We start from the raw sequence: 18,892 nt of genomic DNA on the forward strand, positions 1-18,892 counted from the left end.
TTTGGAGAATTTTAATGAAAAAATATTTACGATACTTTGGAAGCGTACTCACGCTAACAGCTTTACCTTTGATGTCGGCATTTGCGGCTACTTCGATAGGCAAATTATACACGATGAGTAATGCGACTACCGGAAATGAGATACTGATTTATAACCGTCTTTCCGATGGTAGCCTATTCCAGGCTGGACATGTGCCAACTAATGGCAAGGGCAGCGGCAGCGGGTTGGGCAATCAGAGTGCTTTAAAACTGAGCAGTGATGGATTCTTTCTATTCGCCGTCAATGCAGGCAGCAATTCAATCTCATCATTTCGGATTACAGAAGGAGGATTAGCTTTAATTAGTTCTCGCTCATCCGGCGGGATAAGTCCAGTCAGTATCACAGAACATAACGGCCGACTGTTCGTACTCAATGCCGGTAATAGCTCAAAAGGTGGCAACATCTATGGCTTTCGTGTTGAATATAATGGTGATTTGTGGTCAATGCCCTACACTTCTCGCCCTTTAAGCAGCAAAACAGCGACTACCGGTGCAGCTCAAATTAATTTTAGTGACAACGGAAGACAGCTTATTGTGACTGAAAAAGCAACTAATCTAATCCTGACTTATTCTTTGAATCATTACAGTGTGCCTAGTTACCCTAGACTGATTGCTTCATCCGGCAACACCCCTTTTGGCTTTGCCGTAGGCAAACGCAATCAATTTTTCGTATCAAATGCTGAAGGCGGTGCGGCTGGTGTTTCATCATTGTCTTCTTACAGCCTACTATCATCCGGTAAATTAGGCATTATTAGCCCAAAAGTTGGCACGGGCGAAACGGCAGCTTGCTGGGTAGCATTAACACCTGATGGCCGTTACGCATTTACTACCAATACCGCTAGTGGAACGCTGTCTTCATTTGAAATCGGCTTTAACGGCAAACTTACCGTTGCCGAGAGTAAAGCCGGTATTACCGGAAAGGCTACCGCCCCAATCGATCTGGCTATCGGCCCTGAAAGCCAGTTTCTTTATACTCTAAATTCAGGTAACGAATCAATTTCCAGTTTTTCCGTAGGCTTAGACGGCGAACTTGCACCGCTAACCACCTTAACAGGCTTGCCTGACGGTGCTAATGGATTAATTGCCAGATAATAACGAAATGAAATTTAGTGGATTTTTTTACCAGAGTCCGCTAAATACCTTTATTTTATTTTGCGAACCCCACCGATTTTTCTAAATTGTCCAGGCCCTGCGCCCATCACCCTTTTAAACGCTTTGCTAAATGCCGCTGCTGATTCGTAACCGCAGCGTTCCGCAACATCCATAACAGTCGCTTTATCTTGCTCAAGCCAACGGCGGGCAAAATACATACGCCAGATCGTCAAAAACTCAATCGGTGGCATACCGCAAGCCGATAAGAAGCGTTCAGCAAAAGCAGAGCGCGAAAGATATGCCGTTTCTGCCAGATTATCCAACGTCCAATGTTCACCAGGATTTGCGTTAATCGCCAAAACTGCTTTACAAATCTGGGCATCGCCAAATGCGCCCAATAATCCAGGAATTGGTAGGTTTTTTTCTACAAGATCACGCACGATATAAAACAACAACGCATCGGCAAGTCGATCCAGAATGGCAGTAGCACCCACTTCATCCATCCCCGCTTCGGCAAAAAGTAAGTCAAGCAAGGTACGTGCGGCGACATTAGTGCCTCCCGACTGGGAAGCAATTACTAAAAATTCCGGCAAGGCACCCATAAGTAGCCGACGCACTGAATGGTCGATTTCCAGAAAGCCGCAAATTAAGGCAGTGCCTGGATTGGTGCGATCCAAGCGCACTTCACGGGTAACATTTTGTATGCCAAATGCCCTGGGTTTTTCCTCTGACGAACCAATGATATGCGCGGCATCATGCGGGAAAACTAAGATGTCGCCGCCTTGTAATCGAGTCGAAGCCTGAGAATCCGGCAAATGCAGCCAACATTCACCATGACAAACGATATGGAAATTGACATTGCCCGTACCCGACGTATCAAGAGCCCAGGAATCACACAACTGACCACGGTAAAAAACCTCGGCACGGAAGCTGATCCGTCTTAGAATTTCGTTCAGCGCTTGCTTAGCATCCTGTGGGAAGGCTTTTTCTTTAGCGGGTGATGCCATCGCAAAATATCTCTGAAGTTAAATGGGTAAGTGTATGACATTATTAGAAAGACAAAAGAATAGACTCTGGTATTTGTTACCTCTTTAGAAACACATTATCCCGCACCACAACAACGCTTAAATTTTTTGCCACTGCCGCATGAGCAAGGTGCATTCTTGCCTTGATTAGATTGCTGGATGATTTTGCCAACTTTCTTGACCACGCCGTCCAAATAAAACCAACGTCCATTGGTTTTAGCAAATCGGCTGACTTCATGCAGCCTATACGCTTCGCCATTGTTTAAGTAGAACGCTTTGAATTCTACTATGCCCTTACTGTCATTGATTTCGCCCTTTTTGGTGTCGATAATTTCCAGCCGCTGCCAGTCGATATTTTCTTCAGCAAGCTGGGTCTTCTCCGGCTTTGGTCGGGTACTGGCATCCCATGTATCTTGCACATATTGGGTTTTATCCAGTGCGTAAGCCGTAAAGCGCGAACGCATTAATTTCTCAGCAGTAGCCGGTAATTCGTCACCGGAATGAAAGGGTTCACAACATTGCCTGTATTCAATGCCCGAGCCACAAAGACAAAAAACTTGTGTATTCAAAATGTAACCTAAAAACTTAATCTTCCAATTGTTTACATTATTTCACATTGATCTGAACACAGACATTAAAAAACAAAACATCCCATCGTAAGAATGATTCTAATAATAAAATGTGTGGAAATCATATACGCTGCGTTTCACGGATACACTCTAACTGTAATGAAAAGCTTGAACCGCTATTTTTGATTTTTATTCGACAAATGCCGTAGCACACCCCAAAGGGAACGCACGTCACTATGCAATTCTGTCGAAACGGCGGTAATGGCTATTTCTTCGATAGCTGCCAGCACACAAAGCCCCGTTGCCAACCTGAACGGCCACACCGGACCACCGAGAAAAAACACATACAACGACAAACCAACAGCGGCCACCGCACATTTGACAATCCATGTGTGATAACTGGTTATAGCGCGAAATTTAAGGTATCCGACAATGGCCGGCAATAGATAACAAGCTATCACCACAACAACATACCCGGCTTCGCGCCGTACGACATCCGGCCATAACCACCAAGCACTGATGGTTATCGTTGAAAACAAGGTGGCATCCGCCCAACTATCGAGCTTGGCTCCAAATTGGCTTACTTGCCCGCTTAAACGCGCTGCCAGGCCATCCAAGACATCGGATATAAATGCCGCAGCCAGCAATAACATAAAAGATGTAGCATAGCCATGCCAGGCCATGATTAATAACACTGGGGCACACACTATACGAAAGCCAGTTAGCAAATTGGGTATCGTTAGCAATTCACGCGGAATCTTCATAGCTGAAAGGTCGCCATCAATGGCACATGATCGGATAAATGTGGCCATGGCGCATGCAATAAGCGTTCACATGAAACCGGTTGCAAACCGCGATAATAAATGCGGTCCATCGGTAGAAAAGGCAGCCAGACCGGGAACGTCAGCGCACGGTGACCATGCAACCCACGGAAAGCCTCTTGCAACTCCAAATGTTGAGAAAAACGCTTTTCTGCCACACCGCTCCAATCGTTGAAATCACCTGCGACAATTAACGGTGCATCATGCGGCACATGGCTGTCAATGCGTGCGCAAAGCGTTTTAATTTGTCGCTGACGTTCTAAACCGAATAAGCCGAAATGAATGCAAATAATATGCACTGGAGAATGGCTGCCTAGCACGTGCAAGATGCCATGTAGCAGGCTGCGGCTTGCCCCACGGAACGGTGAAACATTGATATTTTCCCAACTTAGCAAAGGAAATTTACTCAATAACGCATTACCGTGGTGACCCGCACTATACGTCACGTTTTGGGCATAGGCATAGTGCGGCCATATATCCCTAGCCAGAAACTCAAGCTGTGTACAATTCGGCCAATCGCTAATGCGCTGTTCGTACCCTTGATGTTCGCCTTGCATTTCCTGTAGAAACAACACATCGGCATCAACGGCGAGTAATGCAGTACGGATTTGATGCAAAACAAAACGCCGATTACCTGGACTGAAACCCTTATGGATATTATAAGTTAGGACAGTCAGACAGTTTGCAGCCATAGCTCAGATCGCAACACTAATAGGGTCGATTACGGATATGTAATCGGTATAACAGGGGGGAAATTGATGCTTCTAGCACGAAGAAAATCAACACAGTGATTAAAATATCCCATTTTCCAAGGCCGAACACAGAGTGTAACACCAGCATCGGCAACAATGCTTCGGGAAATACATCCAGCAACCGCGCGCGACTGCTAGGTGTAAAACCGAGACGCCGTTTGGTAAAGCTCGCCAGCAAATCAGCACAGATTGATAAAGCGCCAAACTCTGCGCCTAACAAAGATGATAACCCCAGCAGCGGCGCTATCGCTGCTGGACAGGCGACAGCAGCGACCAATCCGCGCCAGGTTTTCGATGGACCAAACAAAGGTTGCCTATCAGGCAGTAACAATCCACCATCCACAGACCGTGCAAACCGCGCCCCAAAAAATTTTCGCACGATAACAGGCGCGCCATTTGCGGCATTAATTAAGATTAGCGCTTGAGCAATCCCGCTTACATTCATTGACTCAAGACTCATGGAGCAACCTTTTCTGGAATGGACTGGGTAAATATTACTACAAATCCCAGTAGTAGGTTAAACCTGTATTTTTTAATGAACTTGTCGGCTTCATGCCCGTGAGTCGCGTGTATTTTGGAGTGATAAACCTCTTATGCCCCAGAAGGTAAGGATTGTCACTCCTCTCCATATCAAGTTATAGGTTTAACCCACTACCAATAATACATAGGGCATCAGAAGATGGTGGATAAAGTGGTTGAATCTTAACATTAGCCTCGATGCAACTTGCTTTAGTGCCTTCTCCCTTGAGGGAGAAGGTTAAGATGAGGGGGAATATAATAGCTTTTCCTTTTGTATTCGCCTCTCCCAAACCCTCTCGGCAACTGCTCCTGCGTTGCCCTACTACCTACGTCCATGAGTGCGTTTTTATAGTGCAACGGATTATAAGAAGACACGGTATTTTTCAACAGTAAAACGGCAAATAAGGGTGGTAAGATGGTGGGTAAAAAGGTTGAACCAAACAGTGGTCTCGCTGCAGCTTGCGGAATAGGGGAGTTCGGGGTTTCGGCAATTCCCGATGCCATTACGCCTTCCGCGGGGAGGGACTTGAAGTCCCGCCCAGAAAGTTTGGATGTTGCCGCCGCCGTTGAACGCAACAAGAAACCCTGGGGACGGGGTAACGTACCTGCCCGGCTTCGGTTGAGGCAATTCGTTTGGGTGGATTGCTAAAGCGAATCCTCACGGCCTTATGCTCCTTATTGTTCACCTCATCCGCGACGGCTGAATATTATAATTGGCAATTTTTTGGCGCATATTACCCAACTGCGGCAGACGCATGTGAACATTACACACAATATCTTAATTCGGCGATTGCTTGTAAGGCGTAAGGCAATGGGATGGACACCTCCTGCCTATCGGCATCGAGATGCCAGACTGATAGAATTACACTATCAGACAACTTATAGGAGACATCCACCATGAATATTAAACGAATGGGCATAGACTTAGCAAAGCAAGTTTTTCAACTTCACGGCGTAGACCATCAAGAAAACCCTGTATTACGCAAACAGCTACGCCGGAATCAAATGCTGAATTATTTCGCTAAATTGCCACCCTGTTTGATAGGCATAGAAGCATGCAGCAGTTCACATTATTGGGCCAGGCAATTACAGAAGTTTGGGCATACCGTTAAACTAATAGCCCCACAGTTTGTAAAACCGTATGTTAAAGGCAACAAAAATGATGCCAACGATGCCGAAGCGATTTGTGAAGCCGTTGCCCGTCTTAACATGCGTTTTGTAGCGATTAAAACGATTGAGCAACAAGATATTCAAGCCGTGCATCGCATCCGCAGCGGATTACTGCAACAACGCACCGCTAAAGTGAACCAAATTCGCGGATTGCTGGCTGAATATGGCATCGTCGTTGAGCGCCGAGTGGAGAAATTGCGCAAGGCACTGACGTTGTTGCTTGAAGATGCTGAGAATGGACTCAGTTTTGATTTTCGGGTGTTATTACAAAGTTTACAACAAGATTTAATCGCCCTGGATGACCGATCAAGTGAAATGGATAAAAAAATCCAACAACTGGCAATCAACAATAGTACAGCCAAAAGGCTACAACAAATCCCAGGTATTGGCCCAATTACCTCTACAGCCTTAGTCTGTGCAATTGGTGATGGTAAACAATTTAAACGTGGGCGCGATTTAGCGGCATGGTTAGGACTGGCCCCAAGACAACACAGCAGTGGTGGTAAAGACTGCTTATTAGGCATCAGCAAACGGGGTGATACCTACCTGAGAACCTTACTGATACATGGTGCCAGAGCGGTACTCAAAGTCGCCGATAAAAAAGACGATCCGCGTAGTCGCTGGCTGCAAAACTTATGCAGCCGCCGCAATAAAAATATTGCTGCTGTTGCCCTGGCTAACAAGAACGCACGTATCGTGTGGGCCTTGTTGACTAAAGAAACGGATTTCCTGCCGGAAGGCAAACCTGCTTAAGTTCGAATACCCGATGGCATTTATGACCTTTAGGTTACAAGAACAAGTTTTCAAACTTAAGCAAGTTGAGATAAAGGAGTTACTCACCCACGATTGTTAAGCAACAACTACTGATGGTAAACAGGTCGAACCGGCGTTTACAAACCCTGACGAATCCGTGCTGCCAAAGAGCACGATAAGGCGATTAGGTGTAAACGCGCGAATAGCCCATTATGGCCCGAGCAAATGCGCTCAACTGAGAGGTCGGATATACGTGTGCAGTCGTACCCTAAAACCAGAAGTAATTAATGCTTGCAAACCGGGAGGTGTCCATATACGGATTCGGAGCGAAGCAATCCGCCATATATGCAGCATTGCCAACCCGTAACGAACTTCACCCCTCTAATTGACAAAATCAGGCTTGGCGAGTATATTTCCCGCTCACTTTGCTTACAGCATCCTCTGCCGAGGTGGTGAAATTGGTAGACACGCTAGCTTCAGGTGCTAGTGGGGGAAACTCCGTGAAGGTTCAAGTCCTTTTCTCGGCACCAAACAACTTCAAAAACCAAAAAATTAACTAAACAACCACCCGCTAAAGCTGATGGCTTCGTATGATATTTGGGACACAGATTACAGATGGCGGCATTCTGGGTATCTTATTTATTTTCTCCGCCCATCCCACCTTTAACAGGATTCATAACCACACCCCGCTCGGTCACAATAGCTGAAATCAATCCCGCTGGAGTGACATCAAAAACCGGATTCCACGCGCTCACATAAGCATTATCCTTATAGCAGACGGGTAACAATTCGCTTTGCTGGCGCTGCTCTATTTCAATTTCAGCACCACTTTTCATACTGCCATCTATGGTCGATGTTGGTGCAACCACCATCACCTTCACATCGTGCTGTTTGGCCAGCACTGCTAAAGAATAAGTGCCGATTTTATTGGCGACATCACCATTCAGCGCAATGCGGTCAGCACCCACTACCACCCAGTCGATTGCGCCGGACTTCATCAACCATGCGGCGGCTGAATCGGCGATCAGCGTTACCGGAATTTCATCTTGAGCTAATTCCCAAACGGTTAACCTGACTCCTTGCAGCCAGGGGCGGGTTTCTCCGGCATAGATTTTGACAGGATTTCTGGCATACACGCTTCTTATCACACCCAGGGCAGTACCATAGCCTCCCGTTGCCAATGCGCCGGTATTACAGTGGGTTAGGATGCCTTTAGCATTCACCAAAATATCCGCACCCAATTCACCCATCTTGTAATTGGCGGCAATATCATCAGCATGAATTTTTTCTGCACAGGCAAGAATGGCGGATTGGCGATCATCCCCCTGCCCTTCCAATACTACCTTCATCTGGTTTAAAGCCCAAAACAGATTAACTGCTGTCGGTCGGGATTGTGCCAGCAACTCAATATCCGTCAGAACATGCTGCCGCCAGCTATCAATAGATTGGGCATAATGTTGATAAACCGAAAGCACAACACCATAAGCGGCGGCAATCCCTATAGCAGGCGCACCGCGTACACGCATGGTGGCGATGGCTTCGGTAACGCCTTGGGCATCAGTATATTCATCGTAAACGATCTTTTCAGGCAACTGCCTTTGATCCAGCACTTTTAGGCTATGTCCGGTCCATTGCAAGGCCAAGACACCGGATTGTTTTTGATTTGTCATTTGTTTATAAGAACTAACGCTAAAAAGTTATAATTCGGCTAACTAAATCTGGAAACTAACATGATCGTCGATACCCTTATCCACGCCCGCTGGATTATACCCGTTGAACCGGAATCCGTAACCTATGAAAACCATACTCTAGTCATTGATAAAGGCCGGATTATTGACTTACAACCCACGGATGTCGCCAAGTTGATGTACCAAGGTACAACGACTGAAAACCTAGCCACCCACGCCCTGCTCCCCGGCTTCATCAATTGCCATACCCATGCGGCAATGACTTTGATGCGTGGCATTGCCGATGACCTGCCATTGATGGACTGGCTGCAAAACCATATCTGGCCTTTGGAACAAAAATGGATGAGCGAAGCTTTTGTAAGGGATGGCACTGATTTGGCGATTGCCGAAATGATATTGGGTGGGACGACTTGTTTCAACGATATGTACTTTTTTCCCGATGTAACAGCCCAACAAGCCATACAACATGGCATTCGTGCCAGTATTGGATTGATTGTTATTGATTTTCCAACCGTTTGGGCGGAAAACAGCGCATCTTATATCGCAAAAGGTCTCGATATTCACGATCAATTTCGTCACCAACCGCTTATCACAACCTCTTTTGCACCTCATGCGCCTTACACCGTCTCGGATGATCCCTTGCAAAAAATTAGGACATTGGCAGACGAGCTTGAAATACCTATCAATATGCACGTCCATGAGACTTTACATGAAGTGGATGAGGCACTCGCTAAAACAGGGCAGCGGCCACTACAAAGACTGCATAACCTTGGTTTAATTAATCCGTCATTTATAGCTGTTCACATGACACAATTGACTGCTGAAGAAATTGGCTTATTTGCTGAATCCGGTGCCCATATCGTGCATTGCCCAGAATCTAACCTAAAGCTCGCCAGCGGCTTTTGCCCTGTCGCACAATGCCTAGCCGCTGGCATTAACGTCGCGCTCGGTACTGATGGTGCAGCCAGCAACAATGACTTGGATATGATGGGCGAAATGCGGTCTGCCGCATTGCTTGCTAAAGCCGTCGCCCAAGATGCCAGTGCAGTTCCCGCCATGACGGCTTTGAGGATGGCAACCATCAACGGTGCTAAAGCTCTTGGACTAGATCACGAAATCGGCTCTCTAACTATCGGAAAATCTGCCGATGTCATTGCCATAAACCTCGATCATCTGGAAACACAACCATTATATGATCCCGTTTCACAAATCGTCTATGCCGCCAGCAGACAGCAAGTCACCGATGTTTGGGTCGCCGGAAAACAACTACTAAAACAACGGCAATTAACCACAGTTAATTTAGCCGCGCTGAAAACAAACGTCGCCGAGTGGCAACATCGACTATCAAGGTAAGGGAATCTCTAATACTTCAAAAAACTCCTTCACCCGTCGGGATGCCTACATGGATATAGCTAGTAGGACAATGCACGATGCTTGTATAGATACCTCTAGCCCTACGAGGGAGCGTAGCAAGGGTGTCGGGGATTTTAGAGATCCCATAAAGCAAAGCTTTTGACACAACGCGAGCATTGACAAGACGATTGTATGACCCAGCTTAGTTAGTCCTCTAATGAGTCCCACAATCGCCATGTGCTGATATTGGTGGGATAGTTGATAAAAAGGGCGAATGATTGTGTTTGAGTTTCTTTTTAAGCATTGAACAACTGAATCCAAAGTAAAGACCTGGAAAATATGTTTTGCTTGCTCTAAAACAATTACGCTATTTTTTGGACTCCTCCTAAATTAATCATGAATTGAACAGATAGAATTCTAACCATGAAACGTCATTTCCATCGCGCAATCACCATCGCCTTTATCACATTCCTGCTAGGCAGCGGTATTGATTACCTGACCAACCTGGAATCGACCTTGGGTTTGGATACCTTGTTTCAATTGCGCGGAGTACGCCCCCCTCCTCCCGAAGTCGTGGTCGTGGCTATGGATGAAACCTCAGAAACCCGTTTATGCATGGGGCAGGATTTAACCCGCTGGCGCAGCTTTCATGCCAAGCTGATTCAGGAGTTGCATCGCCAGGGTGCGGCGTTGGTAATTTTTGACCTTCAATTTATCGCACCGCATCCCGATAACGATCCAGCCTTTGCTGCTGCAATGCAGGCAGCAGGCAATGTGCTAGTGACCGACTGTGTACAGAAATTACTGCGCGGGGTTGAAGATTTTTATGGCCGGGATGAATGTTCAGAAAGCAATCAGGAACCTTTCGTCCAGAAGGAAGGCATACAAAAACAGCCACTTTCCGATCAGCTTATTGTTTTTCGCTTAATTAAATCGCCGCTGGCTCAGTCTGCATTGGATCATGCCCCATTTTATCTGACTAACGATGCTGAAAACCCTACCGTTCGGGAAGGCTGGACTTTTCTTAATTCGCTGGCAGAAGTGCCTACCTTATCAGTGGTGACGTGGCTGTACTATTTGCAGCGCTCTAATGCTTTACAAGGTATTACCCAGCCCAATGTGCTTTTTTCTTCTTGGTTAACAGAACAGCGTAGACAATGCGCTTCTGACTTATATGAAACCAAAAATTCACCAGCAAAATCTGGTTTGGAAAATCGTATTGGACAGTTGACATGCTTAGGTGACAGCCGATATCTTGATTTTTATGGTCCGCCACAGACCTTGAGAATGGAATCTTATAGTAATGTTTATGAAGGAAAGGTGGTCGATTTAAAAGGCAAGGTGGTTTTTGTTGGAAAGGCTAACCGCAAATTTTCACCAGGCAAAACAGACTATTTCCAGACGCCTTTCACCGACACGCATAGTGGCAAAATGGCGGGTGTAGAAATAATGGCTACGCAATTTGCCAATTTATTGGAAGGTCGTTTTATCGAATCGCCATTCCCTCCAAGCCTATTGCTTGTAATGTTCGGCTTACTGATTGGTTTATTATTGGCTCAGTTTGCTGGTCTATCAGGTATAGCGGCAACTTTAATGGTCAGCGGCGTTTATGTTGGCTTGGCTGTGTGGAGCTTCAATCGTAGCGGCTTGTGCTTGCCAATAGCCGTGCCGTTATTGATTCAATTACCTGTGTCGTGGTTTATTTCCTTATTGTGGTCACGCCGAGATCTGTTAAATGAAAGAAAACGGATTCTTGCTTTTGTCCGCCGCGTATTTCCACAATGGATGCCCTTACCATCATCGCCGGGGCAATGGTATCCAGAAAAAGGCGTGGCACAATTAACTTCAGAGCGGGATGTCTTTGGTTTGTGTCTTGCCACAGACATTGAAGGTTATACGACTGTTGCAGCGCAACATACTCCACATGAGATGTGGGAATTATTAAACGCGTATTATCAGGTATTGGGTTATCCGGTGAGTTCTCATAATGGCATCATCGCGGATGTAACGGGTGATGCTATGATGGCGGTGTGGATTAATTTACCTGTTTCAAGTCAAAGACTTGCAGCGTGTTTAGCCGCGCTAGAAATGGAACTGGCAGTTGAGCGATTTAATGAAAAATCTAATATAGGCCGCCTCCCCACACGCATCGGTTTACACGAAGGCGATATGACGCTGGGCAGCTTAGATGCCGGTGAAGGCAGTCATTACCGCGCCATTGGTGATACTGTAAATACCGCTTCACGCATTCAGGGTGTTAACAAATTTCTGGACACGCAGATTTTAGCGACAGCAACAATTGCAGCTAGCCTGGGCAATGTCATTTATCGACCAGTAGGTATCTTTCGCTTGGTCGGACGGGATGAACCATTAGAACTTATCGAAATTGTCGGCATGGAGGCCGATGCCAGCGTATCCAAACACGCTATATACAAGCAGTTCGCCCGTGGCTTAAGTGCATTTCAGGAAGGCCGATGGGAGGACGCAGCAGCTGACTTTCAAATGTCATTAGATAGTCATGGCTACGATGGCCCAACTCGGTTCTATTTGGATTTGGCAGTCGCTTATAAAAAAAATGAACCTCTGGAATGGGACGGTATTGTTGCGTTTGGTCAAAAGTAAGCCTGATTAGTAAGATGCTTCAGCCAAACGCTAGGTAGCCCCTTCTCCCTTCGGGAGAAGGTTGGGATGAGGGGATCTAAAAAGCAAAAAGCCTTATTGGAACCCCTCACTCTCTCCCACGGGGAGAGGGGTCAGTTCTTTTTAGCTGAAGCCATCCTCGCAATGGCAATTGATTTACGGAACTTTGCTGGCTTTGTTATCGCTTTGAGAATTATTGTGACTTCACTAAATTTGCCCTGTAACTCCTCATAAGTGCCAGAAACGCCAAGAAGTCATACAGTGAATGGATGATGACTGGCGTTAATAGGTTTCTATCCCCACCAATATCCAAGGCAAGCCCTAAATAAATACCGACCACCGTCGCCATTACGAAATAGAGTGGTGTGATGGCATGTACCATACCAAAAAGGATATTGCTGCCAATCAACCCAGCGATTGTTCCCCAAGATGATTCCATCCAAGGCTGGATTACACCGCGAAATAAAACTTCCTCGGAGATACCGGCGATTGCCGCCAACACGAATAAATCTGCCCAATGATGGCGATGTAATGCTGGCCCCAAGGTTTCCATAAGGAAACGCCGGATGGTGATGACGGATTCTGAGGTGAATTGTTCCAGCAATAAAAACAGCAAAAACAGAGGTATCGTACCCAATATTCCATATAGGATGGCACTTTCCGAGTAATGTAAATCAGCAAACGGGTTGATACCACTCATCCAACCCAACACTATCGCAACCAGGATTAGCGCGGCTTCAAATAGGCATGCGCTTTTGAAAAATCGCTCGGGGTTGAACGGGGAGTTATTCATGGAAATCTCAAAAAATTCAAAAAGCCCCTTATCCCTTGAGGGACGACCACCAGAGATGGTGGAAGTGCGGCAGGAGGTATGGAACCTGCGCCGTTAAGGTTGGTTGAGGGGGAATATAAAGTTGATCATATTCTCCTCACCCAACCCTCGCCAGCAGGAGAGGAGATTATTAGGTTTAGGCTTTCGGCAAAGTCACGCCCGTCTGCCCCTGATATTTGCCTCCTCGGTCTTTGTAAGACGTTTCGCAAACTTCATCACTGCCAAAAAACAGCATTTGAGCCACGCCTTCATTCGCATAGATTTTTGCTGGCAGCGTGGTGGTGTTGGAAAACTCCAGGGTGACGTGGCCTTCCCATTCCGGTTCCAGCGGCGTGACATTAACGATAATCCCGCAGCGGGCATAGGTCGATTTACCCAGGCATATCGTTAACACATCGCGGGGAATGCGGAAAAACTCCACCGTCCGCGCTAATGCAAAGGAGTTGGGCGGGATGATGCACACATCGGCTTTGATATCCACAAAGCTGTTCGGGTCGAAATTTTTGGGATCGACCACCGCAGAATTGATGTTGGTGAAAATCTTGAATTCGTCCGAGCAGCGTACATCATAACCGTAGCTTGACGTGCCGTAGGAGATTACCCGTCCTTGTTCGGAATCTCGGACTTGGCCGGATTCAAAGGGTTCGATCATGCCGTGTTGTTGCGCCATCCGGCGTATCCATTTGTCTGATTTGATGCTCATGAGTGGTAGCTTGTTGTTTTAGGAATAATTTTTACGTAGGATATATTGTATAACGAATTTTTATGTTGGTTGGGGTGAGTGTGCGAACCCCAACAATATAGATAGGCTTCGTTATGTTGGGCATCATTGCATTCAGCCCAACCTACGAGCTATTTAAGGTCGTAGTCGTAGGGCGGATTAGGCGCACAAATAGCTTAATATTCAGATATGCAAGAAGTTTCCGTGCGCCGTAATCCGCCGAATGGCAAGGGTACACCACACATTCGGCGGATTACGCCGCGCCCAAACTAAAGTGGCAAATCAAAATCCCTCTAAGATGCGCGGCTAATCCGCCCTACAGCTCTACATTTATGCGCCTTACGGGTTACATTTATGCGTCTTACGGTCTTAAAATAAAAGATGTTGCGATGGTAAATATAGTCGTTCACAAAATATTTATCCGAATTAACGGGTTAATTATTCGCTTCCATAAGTTTTGCGAATACGATCCTCATCGTCTTTAGGAAGTTTGTTAAGAAATTCTTTAGAAGGGACGAGCAAACGAAGTTTTTTAGTGTTTAGATCAAATTCGCCGACAAATTGTCGCATCCCGATAAATAACTTTTGCTCGTCCTGAGAAAGAACAGAAGAGTTAGGATAGAAGCTGTCCCAAGGGGCAAAATATAGAAGTGTCTGAACTTTATTTTCGGTATCAAGAGAAACTAAACAATCAGAAAGTGTTATTAATTTTACGCCATCGTTTTTTAACGAAATGGCTAATGGAGCAAAAGGAAGTTGAGTAATGGTGGAGGCATGCCAACGGGAGTTTTTTTTAGGTCTGGTGATACGAATAACTGAACCCGTAGACATGCCCATATGAGCCAAGCCTTCGATAGCCTGAATCCCTTCTTTTGTAATAAAAAAGTTGACAATTTGGTGGTTAGAAATTTTGTAATGTTGCCTACCATTGCGGCTGAACCAATAAAGAGCTGCACCGAACTCACCGTGATTGAAACCAATAAGCCAACCATTATTGACTGGGAAAAAAGTTGATGCACCACTAAACTCTTTTGTTAGAGGAGTAAAATTGGGATGGGCAGATTGGTTTCCGACGATCTCTTCATTGAGTTGCGCTAGCACTTGTCCATCTTTTTTGAAGACACTCCATGAAAGTTCGGAATAATTTGCAGCATAATCCCAAACCATTCGTGAACCTTTGTCCGACCACGGTGGAATAGCAACCTCTTGCCATTGAGCAATATTTCGATCATAACTCAGTTTATTTGCATTTGAGACTGAACAAAACGACAAAAACAGTAAAATTGTAATCAGTGGGTAATTTGAGGGTCGCTCTCGACCTCTAAATTTTATGTCTTTAAAATTTTTAAAGCTCAGCCACACAAAGTCTGTTTTAAACACTCCAACCTCGCCTTAAGTTAGGTATTTTGTATAACAATATTCGGAAACCGCGTACTAAAATCCTTCGCCTTCAACGCCAATTTCGCCGTCGCTTTACGGGCAATGGCTTTGTACATCTGCGCTGCTTGGCTGTCTGGATCAGCGGCGACCGTCGGTTGACCGGAATCGGCTTGTATACGGATGTTGATATCCAGTGGCAACGCGCCCAGAAAATCGACATGGTTGGTTTCCGCCATCACAACGCCGCCGCCGGTGCCAAAGATGGGTTCGCTATGGCCGCAGTTGCTGCAAATGTGCATACTCATGTTTTCGACAATGCCCAGTACGGGCACATTCACTTTTTGGAACATGCCCAGGCCGCGTTGGGCATCGATCAGGGCGATGTCTTGCGGCGTGGTGACGATAATCGCGCCACTGACGGGAATCTGCTGCGATAAGGTCAATTGGATATCGCCGGTTCCTGGAGGTAAGTCTACGATCAAGTAATCGACATTGTCCCAATTGGTGTCCCTGAGCAATTGCTGTAAGGCGTTGGTGACCATCGGGCCGCGCCAGATCATGGCCTGGCCTGCATCAACCAGATAACCGATTGACATGGTTTGGATGTTATAGGCAATCTTGGGCATCATGGTTTTGTTGTCCTTGCTTTCGGGATAACCGGACAAGCCGAGCATGGTGGGGATGCTGGGGCCATAAATATCCGCATCGAGGATGCCGACATTCGCACCTTCCGCCGCCAATGCCAATGCCAGATTGACGGCGGTGGTGGACTTGCCAACCCCGCCCTTACCTGAAGCCACGGCGATGATGTTTTTAATGTTAGGTTGGGGTTTTAAGGCTTGCTGTACGGCGTGGGAGATGATTTTGGTTGAGACTTCAATGGTAATAGAGCCAATACCATTAAGGGTTTTAAGTTGCTGTTTGACAACTGATTTCAATTCCTCGTGATAGCTTAAGGCCGGATAACCGAGTTCTATTTTGACAGAAACGACATTGTTTTCAATGTCAATGGATTTAACCGATTTTGCGGAAACAAGGTCGAGACCGTGATTGGGGTCGATTATGGTTTTGAGGATGTTTTCTACGTCGGTTTTAACTATTTCGGTCATTGGGATGGCGTCCTGGGGTTATGCACAAGCGTTGTTAAATTATGGTGACCACCTCTCCCTGGGGGAGAGTGCTGGGGTGAGGGGGAAATAAAAGAACAATTCATTTTAATTCCCCTCATCCTAACCTTCTCCCTCAAGGGAGAAGGGACTAGCCCGTTCTACTTCAACAGCATTTTAGTTTATTGCTGGGTTAGTCTACTGCCGCGTAAAAGTTGGTCATTTTATAAAAATGTACCAAGTACATAACATTTTACAGCAAATCAACCCACCATGCCCTACAGCTTCCCAATATCCCAAGAAGCCACCATTTATGCCATAATGGGCTATTGTTTTTGACTGTTTACTTACCCACAATCATGTCCACAAGAAAAATCCTCGTCACCAGTGCCTTACCTTATGCTAACGGCCCAATCCATATCGGCCATTTAGTCGAATACATACAAACCGATATTTGGGTGCGATTCCAGAAGCAACGCGGCAACCTGTGTTATTACGTGTGTGCGGATGATACCCACGGCACGCCCATCATGCTGAGGGCAGATATGGAGGGTATCACCCCAGAACAGCTGATTACCCAAGTGAGCAAGGAACATCAGGCGGATTTCGATGAATTCGGCGTGGCTTTCGACAATTACCACAGCACCCATTCGGAAGAAAACAAAACGCTATCCTCGTTAATCTATGAACGCTTGCGCGATGCCGGACATATTAACTCGCGCAGCATTACCCAGGGTTACGATCCGGTCAAGAAGATGTTCTTGTCCGACCGCTTTATCAAGGGCGATTGCCCTAAGTGCGGTGCTGTTGATCAATATGGAGACGGTTGTGAAGTCTGTGGTTCGACGTATTCCCCTACCGACCTAAAGAATGCTGTGTCGGCTATTTCAGGCGCAAAACCTGTTCCAAAAGATTCCGTGCATTATTTTTTCAATCTGGAAAACTTCAACGATATGTTACGGGACTGGACGACTGCCGGTCATTTGCAGCCCGAAATAAGCAATAAACTGGCAGAATGGCTGGACGGCGGATTGAAACAATGGGATATAAGCCGCGATGCGCCGTATTTCGGTTTTGAAATACCCGATGCGCCCGGCAAGTATTTTTATGTCTGGCTGGATGCGCCGATTGGATATATGGCGAGTTTCAAAAATCTCTGCGATAAGCAAGGGTTGGATTTTGACGAGTTTTGGCGCAAAGACAGCGATGCCGAGCTGTACCATTTTATCGGCAAAGACATTATCTACTTTCATGCCTTGTTCTGGCCTGCCATGTTAAGTGGAGCGCAGTTCAGGACTCCCAGTGCGATTTTTGCCCACGGCTTTTTGACCGTAAATAGCGAAAAAATGTCCAAATCCCGTGGCACGTTTATCAAGGCAAGAACTTACCTGGATCATCTAAATCCTGAATATCTGCGCTATTATTTTGCCGCTAAACTCGGTGCTGGGGTGGACGACATAGACCTTAATTTCGATGATTTTAGCCAGCGGGTGAACTCCGACCTAGTTGGCAAAGTCGTTAACATTGCCAGCCGTTGCAGCAGCTTTATCAGCAAACGCTTTGATAACCGCTTATCTGAAAACTGTTCAGAACCGGAATTATTTGCCGACTTTGTCAATGCGAACGAAACCATTGCCGACTTGTACGAAACCCGTGAATTTGCCAAAGCTATGCGCGAGATTATGGCCTTAGCAGACAAAGCCAACGCTTATATCGACGATAAAAAGCCCTGGTTGCTCGCCAAAGAAGAAGGTAAAGATCAGGAATTACAGGATGTATGTTCGATGGGACTCAACCTGTTCCGCGTTCTTACTGCTTATCTCAAACCCGTGCTACCTACCTTAGTTAAGGAAGCCGAACAGTTTTTGGCAATTGAAAGCCAACACTGGGTTGCCGGAATGCGACCATTAAAAGGCAATACAATCAATGAATTTAAACCACTGATGACACGGGTTGAAGCTGATAAAATCGCGGCAATTATCGATGCATCCAAAGAAAATCTGGAAAAAACCAGCGATAATTCTAAGGCCGAACCTAAGACTAAGCAATTCGAACCTATAGCAGCGACAATCCAAATTGACAATTTTGCGAAGCTGGATTTACGCATCGCCAAAATCATCAAGGCGGAAGCAGTGCCAGACGCTGAAAAATTATTGAAATTGACCGTCGATATAGGCGATGAAACCCGTACCGTGTTTGCTGGAATTAAATCCGCATACAAACCAGAAGATTTGGAAGGTCGGTTAACCGTAGTGTTAGCCAACCTCGCGCCACGAAAAATGAAGTTTGGCCTATCAGAGGGCATGGTGCTGGCGGCAGGTCTAGGTGGAAAGGATATTTTTGTGCTAAGCCCTGATGAGGGCGCAGTTGCGGGGATGAGGGTTAAATAAGCTTCTTATGGCTACGATGTTCGGCTTGCATGAATCCAAGCCG

The 18,892-nt window shown here is 46.2% G+C and carries 16 protein-coding genes and 1 tRNA gene; 7 read left to right on the forward strand and 10 right to left on the reverse strand.

Features of this window, described 5'->3' with window-relative positions:
- The first annotated feature begins 14 nt into the window (after nucleotides 1-14).
- On the forward strand, nucleotides 15-1,130 hold the full coding sequence (locus tag ABL924_RS03735) for a beta-propeller fold lactonase family protein (RefSeq protein WP_349025728.1): 1,116 nt from the start codon (nucleotides 15-17) through the stop codon (nucleotides 1,128-1,130).
- A gap of 50 nt (nucleotides 1,131-1,180) precedes the next feature.
- Here ABL924_RS03735 and ABL924_RS03740 read toward each other — a convergent pair whose 3' ends face one another.
- The 5 genes from ABL924_RS03740 to ABL924_RS03760 form a co-directional block, all read right to left on the reverse strand.
- Nucleotides 1,181-2,137 carry an AraC family transcriptional regulator gene (locus ABL924_RS03740; protein ID WP_349025729.1) on the reverse strand — a complete coding sequence of 319 codons (957 nt, stop codon included), beginning with the start codon at nucleotides 2,135-2,137 and terminating at the stop codon, nucleotides 1,181-1,183.
- A gap of 95 nt (nucleotides 2,138-2,232) precedes the next feature.
- Nucleotides 2,233-2,724 carry a YchJ family protein gene (locus tag ABL924_RS03745; protein WP_349025730.1) on the reverse strand — a complete coding sequence of 164 codons (492 nt, stop codon included), beginning with the start codon at nucleotides 2,722-2,724 and terminating at the stop codon, nucleotides 2,233-2,235.
- A 176-nt stretch (nucleotides 2,725-2,900) separates the two neighbouring features.
- Nucleotides 2,901-3,536, reverse strand: a complete 636-nt coding sequence (locus ABL924_RS03750) for a CDP-alcohol phosphatidyltransferase family protein (protein WP_349025731.1) — start codon at nucleotides 3,534-3,536, stop codon at nucleotides 2,901-2,903.
- Nucleotides 3,485-4,237, reverse strand: a complete 753-nt coding sequence (locus ABL924_RS03755) for an endonuclease/exonuclease/phosphatase family protein (RefSeq protein ID WP_349025732.1) — start codon at nucleotides 4,235-4,237, stop codon at nucleotides 3,485-3,487. Before ABL924_RS03755 ends, ABL924_RS03750 begins: the two co-directional genes overlap by 52 nt.
- Nucleotides 4,238-4,253: 16 nt before the next feature.
- Nucleotides 4,254-4,757, reverse strand: a complete 504-nt coding sequence (locus tag ABL924_RS03760) for a CDP-archaeol synthase (RefSeq protein ID WP_349025733.1) — start codon at nucleotides 4,755-4,757, stop codon at nucleotides 4,254-4,256.
- Between the two features lie 474 nt (nucleotides 4,758-5,231).
- Here ABL924_RS03760 and ABL924_RS03765 point away from each other — a divergent pair, with 474 nt between their 5' ends.
- The 3 genes from ABL924_RS03765 (at nucleotide 5,232) to ABL924_RS03775 (ending at nucleotide 7,269) form a co-directional block, all read left to right on the forward strand.
- Entirely contained in the window at nucleotides 5,232-5,465 is a 234-nt protein-coding gene (locus ABL924_RS03765; RefSeq protein WP_349025734.1) for a hypothetical protein, read from the forward strand.
- 248 nt (nucleotides 5,466-5,713) lie between these two features.
- Nucleotides 5,714-6,739, forward strand: coding sequence for an IS110 family transposase (locus tag ABL924_RS03770; protein ID WP_349025735.1), 1,026 nt, complete (start codon nucleotides 5,714-5,716; stop codon nucleotides 6,737-6,739).
- Nucleotides 6,740-7,182: 443 nt separating this feature from the next.
- Nucleotides 7,183-7,269 (forward strand) — tRNA-Leu (locus tag ABL924_RS03775).
- A 105-nt stretch (nucleotides 7,270-7,374) separates the two neighbouring features.
- On the opposite strand, the gene mtnA is transcribed toward ABL924_RS03775, so the two are convergent.
- Nucleotides 7,375-8,409 carry an S-methyl-5-thioribose-1-phosphate isomerase gene (mtnA, locus tag ABL924_RS03780; RefSeq protein ID WP_349025736.1) on the reverse strand — a complete coding sequence of 345 codons (1,035 nt, stop codon included), beginning with the start codon at nucleotides 8,407-8,409 and terminating at the stop codon, nucleotides 7,375-7,377.
- A gap of 60 nt (nucleotides 8,410-8,469) precedes the next feature.
- Here mtnA and ABL924_RS03785 point away from each other — a divergent pair, with 60 nt between their 5' ends.
- Both ABL924_RS03785 and ABL924_RS03790 read left to right on the forward strand, forming a co-directional pair.
- The gene (locus ABL924_RS03785) at nucleotides 8,470-9,780 is read left to right on the forward strand and encodes a TRZ/ATZ family hydrolase (protein ID WP_349025737.1); all 1,311 of its coding nucleotides are present in this window, start codon (nucleotides 8,470-8,472) and stop codon (nucleotides 9,778-9,780) included.
- A 423-nt stretch (nucleotides 9,781-10,203) separates the two neighbouring features.
- Nucleotides 10,204-12,402 (forward strand): adenylate/guanylate cyclase domain-containing protein, encoded by a 2,199-nt coding sequence (locus ABL924_RS03790; RefSeq protein ID WP_349025738.1) that lies wholly within the window; start codon nucleotides 10,204-10,206, stop codon nucleotides 12,400-12,402.
- Between the two features lie 211 nt (nucleotides 12,403-12,613).
- Here ABL924_RS03790 and ABL924_RS03795 read toward each other — a convergent pair whose 3' ends face one another.
- From ABL924_RS03795 to apbC, 4 genes are all read right to left on the reverse strand, one after another.
- Nucleotides 12,614-13,213 carry a CPBP family intramembrane glutamic endopeptidase gene (locus ABL924_RS03795; protein ID WP_349025739.1) on the reverse strand — a complete coding sequence of 200 codons (600 nt, stop codon included), beginning with the start codon at nucleotides 13,211-13,213 and terminating at the stop codon, nucleotides 12,614-12,616.
- A 175-nt stretch (nucleotides 13,214-13,388) separates the two neighbouring features.
- Nucleotides 13,389-13,955 carry a dCTP deaminase gene (gene dcd, locus ABL924_RS03800; RefSeq protein WP_349025740.1) on the reverse strand — a complete coding sequence of 189 codons (567 nt, stop codon included), beginning with the start codon at nucleotides 13,953-13,955 and terminating at the stop codon, nucleotides 13,389-13,391.
- A 456-nt stretch (nucleotides 13,956-14,411) separates the two neighbouring features.
- On the reverse strand, nucleotides 14,412-15,353 hold the full coding sequence (locus tag ABL924_RS03805) for a hypothetical protein (protein WP_349025741.1): 942 nt from the start codon (nucleotides 15,351-15,353) through the stop codon (nucleotides 14,412-14,414).
- Nucleotides 15,354-15,370: 17 nt separating this feature from the next.
- A complete protein-coding gene (gene apbC / locus ABL924_RS03810; protein WP_349025742.1) occupies nucleotides 15,371-16,462 on the reverse strand; it encodes an iron-sulfur cluster carrier protein ApbC in 1,092 nt (363 codons plus the stop codon).
- A gap of 356 nt (nucleotides 16,463-16,818) precedes the next feature.
- On the opposite strand from apbC, the gene metG reads away from it, so the two are divergent.
- Nucleotides 16,819-18,849 (forward strand): methionine--tRNA ligase, encoded by a 2,031-nt coding sequence (gene metG, locus ABL924_RS03815; RefSeq protein ID WP_349025743.1) that lies wholly within the window; start codon nucleotides 16,819-16,821, stop codon nucleotides 18,847-18,849.
- Nucleotides 18,850-18,892 lie beyond the last annotated feature (43 nt).

The sequence above is a fragment of the Methyloglobulus sp. genome, from assembly GCF_040079455.1.
GTDB lineage: Bacteria > Pseudomonadota > Gammaproteobacteria > Methylococcales > Methylomonadaceae > Methyloglobulus.